1 protein-coding gene is annotated in these 14841 nt (G+C 68.0%); it reads right to left on the reverse strand.

The window, feature by feature from the left end; translation table 11 throughout:
* Window positions 1-89 precede the first annotated feature (89 nt).
* The gene (locus BLV01_RS22890) at window positions 90-14723 is read right to left on the reverse strand and encodes a LysM peptidoglycan-binding domain-containing protein (RefSeq protein ID WP_217633576.1); all 14634 of its coding nucleotides are present in this window, start codon (window positions 14721-14723) and stop codon (window positions 90-92) included.
* Between the last annotated feature and the right edge of the window lie 118 nt (window positions 14724-14841).

The raw sequence follows: 14841 nt of genomic DNA on the forward strand, positions 1-14841 counted from the left end.
ATCTACCAGCCCCCAGACTTCGAACTGAGAAAAAGTAGAGAACTCATCGTGTGCCGACATCGCCAAAACCCTCAAGATAGAAAAACCCGTCAACGCGCGCCGCTGCCATCCGTGAACATATAGCTTCGACCGGGCTTGTATACAATCCTGCTGTTATTGACAGCACCGTAGTCCATATTGGTCGACGTCTGATTAAAGCGGAACGGCGGGGCGTTGGCAGGCACAATGATCGAAGAACGCTGTGGAGACCCAGCTGCGATGAATCCATCGAGCGAGAACTGGTCGCCGGATCTGTACACCCGCCCCATGGCGATGTCCTGGGGAGTCGGATTGCCGACCTCTTTCCGATCGTAAATGCTGCGCCAGTTCCGGCCGCTCGCCATCCGCGCCCCGCCTGGATGAGTGTGCATGATCAGCATCACATCTTTCGATCGAGGCCCGACCGATACGGACTTGGCCGTACCCGAATAGAGTGTATAGAAGCCGCCGCCGCCATTCTTCCCAGGCCCAAGGGTATACGTCACCGCAAATTCCACGCCGTGCTTTTTTGAAACATCGATGATTTCCGAGAACGTAGGACGCCGCGCGATCGCGACCCCTGCCGCACCCGGCAATCCCTCCCCGGGGAGCACGCCGTACAGCAGCATGTTTATCTCGTCGGGCGTTTCAAGACTGATCGCTTTTCCGGCCGTATCCCGCAAGCGAGCGGCAGCGTCCAGCCCCGGCACCGCAAATGCTTCGGCGCGCGTTGTTGCACCGACTTGAGTGACGTTGGACAGATCGTCACCAGCCATCAATCCCGAAGAGCCCGCCTGCCCGCGCGGACCCAACGGCGCCCAGAACAAATCCTTCATGGAAGCGGCGCCGCGAATCTCGATTGCCGCCGCTCCCACACCGAGCACCCCGCCGAGAATCTGCAACCCTCCGGAAATATAATTTCCGTTGTAGATGTCTCGCGCCCCCGAGCCTATGCCGACTCCGCCCATGAAGGCTCCGAACGCCGGAACGATAGTTCCCGCTGCGCCGAGGGCGCCGGCCGCCCAGGTCGCCCCCATGTACTTCAGGAACTGCTTGGAGTTCTCCCAGCGGAACTCACGCCACTCCTCGTCAGTGATATGCAGATACCGCTCGCCGACGCTAGATACGCGTGGACCGGTGTAAGTCGAATTCAACCACTGTCCGTAGGCGTTCTGCGCCTGCAGCGCATGCTGCGACCGATAGGCGTTCAGATCGGACACGATCGCCGACGTAGGTGCTTCGCGCCCGGTTTCGCGCGCCGAGAACCATTGCTCCACGAAGTACCGGTTGCCCCACTCATTATTGGCACGAACCTCGATCCGAGGTTCCCACATGCTTTTGTATCTGTCGGTCAGGGTCTTGTAAGTGTGGTAGTAGGACGAAAAGCTCTGGCCCGGATCCATGCCCGGAGCTCCGCGCGCCGCCGCCCATCGCAGGAACTGCTCGGACTGGGACTCCGCCGGCGGCCGGTCCATACGCACGTTCTCGGCTCCGCGGCCATCGCCGATATCCACCGTCAGGGGCATCGGCTCCAGTTGCAGACTTTCGGGCTGCACCGGCCCCACGACACGATTGACGGCTCCATCCACGATCGCATTGCCGATGGTGGAGCCAATCGCATTGGCGCCGAGCTCGCTCAACGTCGTACTGTTCAAATTGCCGCGAGCCGCCGCGCTGACGATGCCTCCCGCCATGTTCTGAGCGAACCCGCGAATCGCCGACAGCCCCACGTCCTGACGGAACGCGCCTGTGGCCAGGGCGTCCTTCCAGGCATCCTTGCCACCGTACTGACCACGTCCGATACCTTCACCCACGCCGTACGACACACCGGCCGCTACCGCAGAAATCGCCAGGCCCTTCCAATCGAAGCCATTCTGTTCGCCGGTCAGGATGTTCAACGCTTGGTTGGCGACGTTGTTGGCACCGGCGGTAACGACGGCCTTGCCCAAGCCGTTGCTGATCTTCGAGATCACATCGAGGTTGCCGATGCCGGCGGTGATCGCCGCGCCCGCTGCGCCCAGTCCCACCTGTTTCCAGTTGAAACCGTCCTGCATGCCGCCCGCGATCAACACAGCCTGGCTGGCGATCGACCCAACCGCACCGCCTAAAGCAGCCGAACCAATGATGGTCCCCGCAGTCAGACTCAGGCTGGCGCCGCCCGCCATGACCGCCGCACCTTGCGACATCGCCCCCACGAAGCCCCAACCCGCACCGGAGGCCACGCCGGCGGTGTAGATGGAAACCACCACCGCCACCACCACCGCCAATATCTTGACGAACCCACCACACCCCTTCTTAGCCGCCGGCGGCGGCGGAGGTTCCGGCACCGTCGGGCTGGTGTTGCCCATCGCCGAGCCGGCGTCGTACGGCTTGAACGTGCTGGCGTTGTTGTGGATGTTGGCGACCTTGTTCGGCACCGTGAGCACGGTGTTCGGAATCAGGGCCTGGGTCGGGGCGAGGTTGTTGGCGTCGGCCAGCAGGTACCACATCGCCGAGTCGCCCCACAGGGCGGCGGCGATGGTCTGCAGGGTGTCGCCGGCCTTGACGATGTAGCTGCCCGGCGCGGCGGTCGGGTAGAGGCTGTTGATCGGCAGGTAGTTCTGGTCGAAGTCGGCGCCGGAGACCGGGGCGTAGCGCTTGTGGCGATCGTCGTTCTGGGCGCCGGGCTTGACCTGGTTCTGGGCCAGTTCCTTGGCGTAGTCGATGCGGTCGATGCCGTCGTTGCCGGCATTGCCGACCTGGCGGTCGTCGAAGAAGTAATAGCTGTGGAAGCGGTTCTGGGTGCCCGAGGAGAACGTGCCGTCGCCGTTGTCGCGCACGCCCAGCAGTTCGTCGCGCTGCAGGATGCGGCCTTCGCCGTCGGTCTCGTAGGAGAACGCGCGTCCGCCCTTGACGTCGCGCGCGGTCTTGATCCGGCCCAGGTCGTCGTACTCGAACACCGAGAAGCCCGGCGCCCAGGGGCCCTGCACGCTGCCGTTGCTGGCCTGGACCCTGATCTCGCTCTGCTTTGCGCTGTCGAACCAGCGGTAGGTGTAGGTGGTGGTGACGGTGGTGGCTTCGCCGTAGGTCTCGGTCGAGGTGACCGTGCCGTCGCCGTCGCGGTAGGTGATCGTGCCCTTGTTGGCCTGGTTGTCGTGCTCCTGCATCAGCAGGCTGTCGTTGTCCCAGTAGCGGGTGGTGCTGCTCTTGAGCGCGCCGCTGGCGTCGTACTCGTAGTAATCGCCGACGCGGCCGGCCAGGTCGTTGACGCGGCGCGCGCGCAGCGTGCCGTCGATGGTGGTGTCGGTGAGGTAGCCGCGAACGTCGTAGGCGTAGCGCTCGGTATGGCCGTCGCGGCCGTAGTGGGCCATCACGCGCTGGTTGGCCTGGTCGTAGGCTAGCAGCACGCCGTCGCCGACGCCTTCGTTGACCTGCACGCTGGTGTCGTACTCGTTGGCCCCGCGGACTTCGTTCTTCTCGCCCAGCGTGCCCATGGTCACGACGAACCGGTTCATGTTGTCGTAGCGGTACCAGTAGTCCTGCTTGGACCGCACGCCCGACACCGGGTCGTTGTACGTGGACAGCATGTGGATGCGGTTGCCCTGCGCGTCGTACTCGTACTCGATGACGTAGCGCGGGTCGATGATCTTCGTCAGGCGGTTGAGCGAGTCGTACTTGGCCTCGGACTGCTGGAACGCCCAGGTGCCGCCGCGGGTGGTGAAGCCCTCGAAGGTGCGGTTGCCGTTTTTGTCGTACTCGTAATAGCCGCGGATGCCGCTGACCAGGTCGGTCTGGCTCTTGATCAGGCCGTTGCCGTAGTACTCGTACACCGTGTTGCCGGACTTGGCGAGCAGGCCGGCGAGGTTGTAGTCGTAGACGAAGGCGTTGTTGCCGAAGTCCACGTGCGACAGCCTGCGGCCGCTGGCGTCGACCAGGTCGGTCGCGCTCTTGGCGTTGGCCAGCACCGTCACCTTGCGCCAGGCGCCCTTGCCGCCGTTGGCCTGCGCGTCCCAGGTGGCCGAGTAGCGGGTGGTGCGCCCTTCCGCGCTGACCACGCGGCTGACTTCGCCTTCGATGTCGAAGTCGGTGGTGTTCTGGCCCAGGTTGGAGACGCTGTGCAGGATGCGCCGGTCGAGTTCGTCGTACTGGTAGGTTTCCTCCAGCGCCTGGGCCTCGTTCGCGGCCTTCGGACGCTTCACCGAGATCAGGCGGTTGCCGGCGTCGTACGCGTAGGTGGTGGTGCGGCCGATCTCGTCGGTGACCGCGCGCTGGTTGCCGTGCACGTCGTAGCCGTAGCGCTTGGCGCCGCCGTCGGCATGCCATTCGCCGACCAGGGTCGGCTTGGCGCTGCCGTAGTTCCAGGCCTGGGTGGTCAGGTTCCGGTTGGCGTCGTAGTAGGCGACGATGTTGCCGACCCGGTCGTAGACGTACTCCACCGAGTTGCGCACCGAGGTCTTGAAGCCGTTGGCGTAGGTGATCTCCGCCAGCGGATCGAGCTTCTTCACCATCTTGCCGAGGGTGTTGTAGCGCAGGTCGGTGGTGTTGCCGTTGCCGTCGGTCTCGCTGGCGATCTCGCCGAAGGCGTTGTAGCTCTGGTAGCGGTGGATCAGGTTGGCCGAGGGCTGGATGGTGCCGAACTCCCAGCGCACTTCGTTGGCCGGGCGGTCGAGATCGGGCCAGAAATAGCCGGTGTTGCGCACCAGGCTCAGGCCGGCGCCGGGGTTGCGCGCGTCGGCGAGGGTGCGGAACGCGTCGTAGAAGTACTCGTAGGTGATGCCCTTGTCGAGGCTCACGCTGTCCCAGTGGAACTTGCCGTCCGCGCCGCGCAGCACCACCACTTCCTGAAAGTTCGCGGCGGTGTTGCCGTCCGGGCGGTAATGCAGCACCAGCACCTGGGCTTCGGCCTGCTTGGGGTCCAGGGTCAGCGAGTACAGGTGGCCGGCAAGCTGCAGCACCGGCTTTTCCTGCCGGCGGCGCGGGCCGATTTCGATGTTGCCGGAGATCTCGTAGGTCTGCGCCGGATCGACCATGCGGTCGGTCACGCTCAGCAGCAACCGGAAGCTGCGCACGCCGTCGCCGACTTCGGCCAGAAGTTCCGGCGGGATGTTCCAGCTCAGCGCGCCGTTGACCACGCTCAGGTTGAAGGCCTGGGCGGCGACGCGATTACCGTCGAGCACCTGCAGGTTCAACGAGCTCGCGTTCGGCGGCAGGTTGGCCAGGCTGATGACCGGCACGTTCTTGGCGAAGTCCAGGTTCACCGCCGGCGCGGCGCCGACGCTGACCTCGCCGGTGACGGTTTCGATGACGGCGTTGTTGGCGTCGCGCAGCTTGAGCACGACTTCGTAGTCGCCGCTCATGCCGGCGGTGTCCCAGCGATAGCTGCCGGCGGTGCCGCGCGGCGGCTGCAGCGGCAGGTTCGCGGTGCCCGCCCACGGGTCCTGGCTGCCCTTGCGGCGGTACTCGACGATCGCGGTGTAGGGGATCGCGCCGTCGCGGGTGCGCAGCGCGCTCATGTCCAGGCCGGCGTCTGTCCAGACGAAGTTGCCCAGGCCGTTGGCCCGGAACGCCGCCGAATAGGCCGATTCGTTGTCGTCCAGGCGCTGGATGCTGAGGTTGGGACCGGCGACGAAGTTGTAGCGCTCGCGCCGCACCAGCTGGCCGCCGTCGTTCTCCACCACATACAGCATTTCGTACGACTGCCCGGCGGCCAGGCCGCTGGTGTCGACCATCGCCTTGTCGTTGACGATGCTGATCGGCCGGCTCTGGAACGCGTCGTTGGAACCCATCGGACGCACGTAGACCTGCACGCTGTTCGACGGCTGGATCGCCTCCGCCGGCAGGATCACGCCGCCCTGGGTGCCTTGCGGCAGGTTCGAGGCTTCCTGGTCGGGAACGCGGTACTGCAGGCCGTACACCTTGTCGTTGCCCGGGATGACCGGCTGGAAGTACCACTCGTGCTCTTGATACTGCTCCAGGTCGACGATGACGCCGCCGCCGATGTCGACCGGCGTGGTGGTGTAGCGGCTGATCAGGACCGGATTGCCCGGATCGGACTTGCGCACCACCAGGACCCTGAAAGCGACCTCGATCCGCATGGGATTGTCGCGGCGCAGGATCTGACCGAACAGGCTGCCGTCGGCGGCGTTGGCCTTGTCGAGGTGGACCGTGACCGGACCCGTGCCCAGGCCATAGCCGACCACCGGGCTGCCCAGGGTGGTGGGCGAGAACGCTTCGACCTTCAGGTCGTACTGGCCGAAGATCGAAGTCAGGTCCGGAACGTTGATCGTCAGATCCACGTCCAGCGACGACACGCTGTAGTGCGCATCGAAGTTGAGCGAGCCGCTGGCCTGGAAGCTCATCTGCACATCGCCCAGCGCCGGCTGCGCCTGGATCACGCCGTGCGCGGCGCCCAGGTTCGGCACCTGCCGTTCGCCGCCGATGCGCCCGCCCACGCCGACCGAGATCTCGCCCGGGCGGGTCGGATTGATCGGAGTCGGCTTGAGGCCCAGGCGCTGGCCTTCGGCGCTCATCGCCGCCTGGATCACCTGCACCGCGTTGTTGCGCTTGTCGTACAGGGTCAGCGTGCTGAACAGCGACGCCTTGTCCTCCAGCGACATGTTGCGGACGGTTTCGAGATCGACCCCGCTCAGGTCGGCGGTCTGCGACTCGATCTTGACCGTGGCGTTGCCGTTGCGGTCGTACGCGTACAGCCGCATCACCCCGCCTTCCATGTTGCTGCGGTACATGCGGCCGGCGCGGTCGTAGTCGGCGACTTCCTGCCAGCCGCTGGCGCCGGTGCCGCGGCCGGTGACGTCGCCGAACAGGTTGTAGCGGGTGCGCCGCTCGACGCTGCGGCTGCCGTCGCTGGCGACGGTGACGCGGCCGGTCTCGCGGTTGTCCTGGTCGTAGGCCACCTGCACGGTCTCGGTGCGCTGGCCGCCGCCGGAATCGGTGCGCCGGTAGCTCATCGTGAGCATGTTGCCGGCGAGGTCGTAGCCGAATTGGGTGGTGTAGCCCATCGCGCCGGTCTTGCTCAGCAAGCGGCCGCCGCTGCCGTAGACGTAGGTCGAGGTCTGGTCGGCCTCGACGCCGCCGCCGCGGCGCACTTCCTTCAGCACCTGGTTGAGGCCGTTGTAGGTGTACTCGGTGCGCGAGCTGACGCTGCGGCCTTCGTAATCGACGAAGCCGGGCAAGATCACCGCGGTGTTGCGGCCGGCCTTGTCGTACTCCCAGGCGAACAGGCTGCCGTTGGCGTCGGTGCGGCGCAGCAGGTTGCCGGCCGCGTCGTAGGCGTACTGGGTGAGCGCGCTGCCGGTGGACTGGGTCAGGCGGCCGTTGCCGCTGTCGACCATGCCGTAGTCGACGCCCGCGCGCGCTTCGCTGAGGCGCCGGCCCATGCGGTCGTAGGTGTAGTCGGTGACGCGATGCTGGCCCGAGGCCGCGGTCGCGACCGGCCACGCATCCAGGTACGCCTGCAGGTCGGCGCCGGCCGCCGGCGGCTGCGGGTTGACGGTGGCGTAGCGGGTTTCCTTGAGCACGTTGCCTTCGGCGTCGCGCACCCAGGCCACGCCGTAGCCCTCCGCGTCGATTTCCAGGCGCTTGTTGCCGAGCGCGTCGTACCAGGTGCGGACGACGCCGCCGTTGCCGTCGGTGTGCTCGACCAGGCGGCCGCCGAGGTCGTAGCGCCAGCGCTCTTCGATCTGGCCGATGGTGAGCTGGTAGCTGCGGGTCTGCTGGTTGGTGTCGCCGAAGATCGCACCGAGGGTGAGCGCGCGGGTGCGGCGGCCGTTGGCGTCGTATTCGAAAGTCTGCTCGCGCGCCGCGCTGGCCTGGCCGGTGGCCGGATCGGTCGGGATCGCCGGCACGGTGGCGCCGGCGGGCAGCGCCACCGGGGTCAGGAACGCGCGGGTGCGGATCAGGTTGCCGGCCTTGTCGTAGTCGTTGAGGGTCAACAGGCCGTTGGCGCCGACCTGGCCGATCAGGCGGTCGGCGGCGTCGTAGTAGAACGCCGTGCGCGCGCCGTTGGCGGCGGTCTTCTCGACCATGTTGCCGCGGGCGTCGTAGACCACGGTCTCGGTCGCATCGGCTTCGCCCTGGGCGGTGGCGACGCGTTGCGCGCTGGAGGTGCGGCGGTTGAGGGCGTCGTAGGCGTACACGGTGACGCGCGCATCGGCGCCGTCGCCGGAATCCTGCTGGCGGATCAGGTTGCCGTGGGCGTCGTAGCTGAAGTAGTTGGTCACCGGCACCAGCGCGCCGCCGAAGCGCGACGGCGCCACGATCGGCAGCGCTTCGGAGATCGTGCGGCCGAGCTTGTCGTGGCCGTAGTACGTGGTGCCGCCGAGCTTGTTGATGTATTGGCTGCGGTTGCCGAACGCGTCGTAGCGGAAGATCTCGATGCCCTGCGCGGCGTCGGTAGTCTTCACCAACTGGCCGAGCAAGTCGTATTCCATCGCCGTCGCCGACACGCCGCCAGCCGGATCGGCCGGCGGCGTCGCGCCCGGCTGGGCGCCCACGCGGTTGTCGAAGCGCAGCACGCGCAGCGCCTGGCCGAGGAACCCGTACTCGGTGCGGGTCAGATAGCCTTCGGGATCGACCTGATGGGTGACCCGGCCCAGCGCATCGAAGTAGAAGTAGCCCTTGTTGCCGAGCGCATCGGTGATTTCGACCGCGTCGCCGAAGGCGTTGTAGGCACGGGTCACCCGCGCGCCGTTCGGGTTGCTCTGGTCGCCCGGGCTGCGCGGGCCGCGCGCCTCGATCGATTCGATCACGCGACCCTGGCGGTCGTAGACGGTGCGGCTGGTGTACATCGCGCGCAGCGCGTCCTGCTTGACCTGGCCGAGGTCGGCGGCGCGCAACACGGTACCGGTCTCGTTGAGGTAGTCCCCGCCCAGTTCCTTGCGCATCGCCAGCGCCCAGGCCGAATCGGTTTCGGCCAGTTCCACGCCGCGCGGGTCGAGGCTCGCAATCACCTGGCCGAAGGCGTCATAGACGTAACGCCGGGTCGCTGCGGCCGCCGTATCGGCGCCCTGGATTTCCTGGATCAGGCGGCCCGCGGCGTCGTAGCTGCGTCGCGTCTCGACCTGCGCCGCGGTGCCCCAGGCTTCGAACTCGCCGACCACTTGGCCGAGCGCGTCGCGCTGGTAGTGGCGCACGCCGCCGAGCGCATCGATCGCGTCGGACAGGCGGCCGGCCTTGTCGTAGCGGAACTGCGTGGTCTGCTTGCCGTAGACGGCCGCCGTCAGCAACGCGCGCAAGCTGGTCGCGGTGTCGTCGACGGTGATCGCGCGGTCGTTGACATACTCGCCCCACTTGCGTTCGTGGCGGGTCGAAGCGGTGCGGTTGCCGATGGCGTCGTAGGCGGTCTCGGTGAAGTAGCCCTCGGCGTCGTAGCTGAAGACCGCGCGGCCGGCGCCGTCGTAGAACCACATCGTGGTCGGGTTGTTGCTGCGGCCCGGCCCGCCGTAACTGGCGAACCACGCCTCCATGCCCGCGGCGGTGAAGGCGGCGGGCAGGTACTGGCCCGCCGCCGGCAGAAGGAAGCGCGTGCTGATGCGCAATTGCCCCACCGCATCGTAGACGTTGCGGGTGACCCGGCCGCCGGCGTCGATCTGCCAGCTCGCGCGGCCTGCGGCATCGAACACCCAACGGTTTTCCGCGACCTGCGGTGCGGATTGGGCCGCACCCCAGGCTTCCAGGCTGGCCAGGTCGGCCGCGGCGGCGGGCGGATACGCGGCCGCGAAGCGGGCGCTGGCGAGCAGGTTGCCGTTGGCGTCGAAGCGGTTGCGGGTGACGTAGCCGCCGGCGTCGATCGCGAACGCAGCGCGGCCCGCGGCATCGTAGACGATCCGCTGGCTGCGGTCGGCGGCGTGTTCGGCCGTGCTCTGCGCGGCCAGCGCCGCGGCGACGTCGGCCGCGGCAGGCGTCGCGCCGAGGTTGGCCAGAGCGGTGGCATAGGCAACGGTGCGCACGACGTTGCCGCCGTTGTCGTAGACCGATTCGACCACGTAGTTGGAGGGATCCAGCACGTAGCGCAGGCGGCCGTCGCGGTCGTAGACGTAACGCACGACGCGGTCCTCGCCCTGCGCCGTCAGCTTCTGCTCGATGTCGGCGGCGGTGGGGTATGCGCCCAGGCTCGCGGGATCGATGCGGCCGGCATAGGCCGTGGTCCGGGCCAGGCGGCCGTCGGCGTCGTAGGCGCGGATCTCCACCGCGCCGGTGGCGTCGACCGTATGCGTCAGGCGGTTGTTGACGTCGTAGACGTAGCGGGTGACCTTGCCGTTGGCGTCGGTGCGACCGACTACATTGCCGCGCCAGTAGGCGAACTGGGTCTTCAGCGCCAGCCCGTCCGGATCGACCGTGACGCTGAGCAGCTGACCCTGCTTGTCGTAGCTGTTGAGCGTGACCTTGGCCGCGGCGGTGCCGGCGCCCTCGGTGACCCGCAGCAAACGGCCGAGCGGATCGTAGTCGTACGCGGTGGCGAGGTTGAGCTTGCCCTCGCCGGCATCGACCACCACGGCGATCTTCTGGCCGCCCAGGTCGTAGCGGGTCTCGGTGACCACGCCCTGCGGGTCGGTCGCGCGGACCAGTTGGCCCTTGGCGTCGTACTCGTAGGTGGTCTTGATCTTGAGACCGTCGGGATCGACCACGCGCTCGAGCACGCGGCCGGCCGCATCGTAGGCGAAGGTGGTGCGCACGCCGCGCGCGTCCACGCTCTCGATCACCTGGCCGGCCTGGTCGTAGACCGCTCGGGCGGTGCCGGCCGGGTTGGTGGTGCGGATCAGGCGGCCGTCGAGATCGTACTCATAGACCGTGCTGTTGCCGCGCCCGTCGACGATCTCCACCGTCTGCCCGTGGGCGTTGTTCTTGACGACGGTCTGGATGCCTTCGGCGGTGGTGGTGCGCACCTCGCGGTTGAAGGCGGTGAAGCTGTACTGGGTCTTGTTGCCGCTGCGGTCGGTCTGGCTGAGCACGTTGCCGAAGGCGTCGTACTCCATCTTCGCCCAGGCGTCGCCGCCGTCGAGCTGCTGCACCGCCCGACCGTTGCGATCGAAGAGGGTCAGGTACTGGCGCAGGCTGTACGTAGTGCCGAAGTAGACCTGGCCGAAGGCGTTGGCGATCTCGGTGGTGGTGCGGCCGTTGCCGACGACATCGTCGACCCGCGCGTTGCGATTGCCGCGCCGGTCGTAATAGAACAGCGTGCGGACTTCGTTGTTGGAGATGCGGTTGGCGCGGTCGGTCCACTGCGAGGTCTGCTCGAGCTGGCCGAAGGCGGTGTAGCGGTAGTCGGTGTAGCTGCCCAGCGCATCGATGCTGCGGTTCAGCAGGCCGGCGATGGTGTAGCTCAGATCGACCCGGCTGGCCTGCGCATCGTCGAGCAGGGCGAAGGCCTGCTGCACCTGGCTGCTGAGCGCGCCGCCGTGCATCTGGCCCAGCGAGGCGGCGGTCAGACGCTTGGCGTACGTGATCGTCTGCGCCACGTCGCCGAAGGCGTTGTAGCGCTTTTGCGTCACCTCGCCCGCGGCGTTGACCACATGGGTCGCGCGGCCCATCGCGTCGTAGTAGTACAGCGTGGCGCGGTCGAGCGCGTCGGTGACCGACGCCAGCCGGCCGGCGGCGTCGTAGGCGTAGCGGACTGCGCGGTCCTGCCAGAGCGCATCGATCTGCGCCGCGCTGGCGCCGCTGCCCAGCGCCGCCAGCGCCTTGGCGCCCTCGCCGGACAGCTCGGCCACCACCCGGCCCAGCGCGTCGTAACGGAACAGCGCCTTGCGATCGTCGCGGATCTGTTCGACCACCCGGCCCTGGCTGTCGTAGCGGAACGTCGAAACGGTACTGCCGCTGGCCGAATACTCGGTCTGCTTGAGCAGGCGGCCGTCGAGGTCGTACTGATACTCGGTGGTTTCCAGCACGCCCGGGGGCGATGCCGCCAGCGCCAGCAAGCTGGACGACGTCACCATCCAGCGCAGTGCGCCGGGCGCCTCGAGCTGCTGGGTACCGGCGGCCCTGACCGAGACGACGCCGCTGTCGGCGCCGGTGCCGCCGGCGTCCCATACCGCGGCCAGGCTCGCGTCGAAGGCCACGCCGGCATAGCTGGCCCGCTCGATCCAGACCTTGCGCTCGCTGCTGGCGTCCACCACCACCAGCGCGACCTGATGATTGCCGCCGACCGCGGCATCGGCAAAGAAGTTGTAGGTGTTGCTGGTACCGTCGAGGGTGACGGTCTGGACCTTCGCTCCGTCGACCCACACCTCCACCTTCGGCCACACGCCGTCGGCGCCGGCGCTCGCGCGGGCGGTGAAGCTGCCGCCGAACCGCACCGGCGTGGTCGCCGGGAACGCGACCTGGGCCAGCTTGAGTCCGCGCACGCGACGCGACACGTTGCCGGCGCTGTCGTAGTCGTAGCGGGTGACGTAGCCTTCGCCGTCGACTTCGGCGACCAACAGGCCGCGTTGGTCGTAGAGGTAGTCGTGGAAGCGGTCGGTGCCGTCCAGGCTGGGGCGGAGCTGCTCGACGGTCGCATCGTCGGTCAGCTGCACCTGGCGGTTGTACGCGATCTCCCGGACCTTGCGGCCGGCGCCGTCGTACACGATTTCCGTCATGTAGCGATCGCCGTCCACCTGCGCGCGCAGCAAACCGTCGCGGTCGTAGAAGTAGCGCATGGGACGGTCGAAGGACTTGTCGGCGACCGTGCCCAGCGACACCGCATTGGCCGCCGTCGGCGCGGCCAGGAACGCCGCCATGTCGACGCGCTTGTAGTTGGCCATCGTCGAGAGCAGCCGCGACGCCGCGTCGTAGGCGTACTCGACCAGCGCGCCGTCGGCGCCGACGGTCTTGGACAGCCGGCCGGCGGCATCGTAGAACCGCCACTGCGAGCGGTCGCCGGCCGCGGCCGCGGCCGGACGCACGCCGGCGTTCGCCAGCGTCAGCGCGACCGTCTGGCCGTTGACCGATGCGGTCTGTCGCGGCTGGCCGTTGCCGTCGACCAGCCCCGCCAGCGCCGTCGCGTCGACCGCTGCGGCATAGCGGGTCGTGCGCACGACCTGGTTGTTGGCGTCGCAGACGTATTCGGTCAGCGTGCCGGCCGCGTCGATCTCGGCCGCGCGCCGTCCGGCCTCGTCGTACAGCACGTGCGTCCTCGCGCCGAGCGCGTCCTCGCTCATGCGCAGGCGGCCATCGCTGTCGTAGCGGTAGCTGACCTGCGACAGCACCGTACCGCCGCTGCCGGCTTCGGTCACCGCGATCAGCTCGCCGGCGCGGTTGTAGCTGGAGGTGCGCACCAGGCCGTTGGCGAAGCTGACGATGGTGCGGCGCTGCGCGTCGTCGTACTGGGTGACGGTGACGCTGTCGTCGAACGCGGTCGCGGTCAGCAGCCGGCCCAGGCCGTCGTAGGTGAACTGCTCGACGTCCTGGGCGGCGCCGTCGCCCTGGTAGCGCTGCAGCAGCCGGCCCTGCGCGTCGTAGACGTAACGGGTGGAGACGACCGCGCCGGTGTTGACGCCGTTTCCGTTCTGCAGGCGCGTCTGGTAGCGGGTTTCCAACTGCAGGTTGCCGCGGAAGTCGTAGCCGTAGTCGACCTGCTCGCCGATGGACTGGGCGCCGGCCCAGGCCGCCAGCGCCGCTTCGCTGCGGTCGGCGCCGGCATAGCGAGCCTCGGTGAACTCCCGCATCGACACGGCCTGGCCTTCGGCGTTGTAGCGCCACTCGCTCACCCGCCCCTCGGCGCTGATCCTGAAGCGCAGATGCTGCTCGGCGTCGTACACGTAGCGCGTCGTCGCCGCGGCCGTGTTCGGCCCCGATACGGTCTCGCTCAGCAACTGGTTGTCGCTGCCGAACGTGCGCTCCACGATCGTGCCGACCGCGTCTTCCTGCTTGATCAGGTTGCCGGCCGCGTCGTAGGTGTACTTGACCTCGTTGCCCAGGCCGTCGCGGATCGTCGCCACCTGGCCGGCGGCGTCGTAGCCGAAGAACTGAGTCTGGCGCGTGCCGTTCACCGCCGGGCTGCTGGTCTGCAGCAACCGGCCCTGGGCGTCGTAGGCCAGGATCGTGTCCTGGCCCAGCGGGTCGGTGATCGTGGTGCGGCGGTTGGCGGTGTCGTAGGCCAGCGTGGTCGTGCGCAGCACACCGACGTCGCTGGTCTGGGCGATGCTGACCACGCGGTACTGGCCGTCGATCAGCTGGTAGCCGAAGGCGACCTTGGCGCCGTCGGACTGGGTGATCGAGGCGATCCGGCCGCTGCTGCCGTCGTAGCCGTAGGTGGTGGTGAACACCTTGCCGTCGGCGACGGCGTTGTCGTCCGGGCTCAGGTCCAGGGTCACCGTGCTCAGCCGGCCGGCGCCGTCGTAGCCGTAGCGCACCGCGGTCGAGGTCTGCGGGCCGCTGCCGTTGTTGGTGACGGTACGGATCTTGCTCAGCCGGCCGCTGCCGTCGTAGTCGAGGTAGGTGACTTCGCCGTTGGCGGTGCGCACTTCGCCGAGCGCGCCGGCGGCGTTGTAGACGTAGCCGGTGGTGTTGCCGTCGCGGTCCACGCTTTCGAACACGCGGCCGTTCTTGCCGGCGTCGTAGCGCTCGATCAGCTGGCTGCCGCCCTGGGTCCAGGTCCAGCGCTGGTTGCCGGCGTCCCACGCCAGGGTGTCGCGGGTGCCCGCGCCTTCCCCGGCCACGTACAGCGAGCGCGCCGCGTCCCAGGCGTAGGCGATGCGGCTGCCGTCCCAGTCGGTGCGGTAGACCACGCTGCCGGCGGCGTTGGCCGTGCCGGTCAGGCCGCCGACCTGCTTGCTGACCCCGGCGCGCCAGGTCTCGCCGACCAGCTGCGCCTGGCTGTTGTAGGCCCGGTACAGCTCGGCGTCG

The sequence above is a fragment of the Lysobacter sp. yr284 genome (genome assembly GCF_900107375.1).
GTDB lineage: Bacteria > Pseudomonadota > Gammaproteobacteria > Xanthomonadales > Xanthomonadaceae > Lysobacter.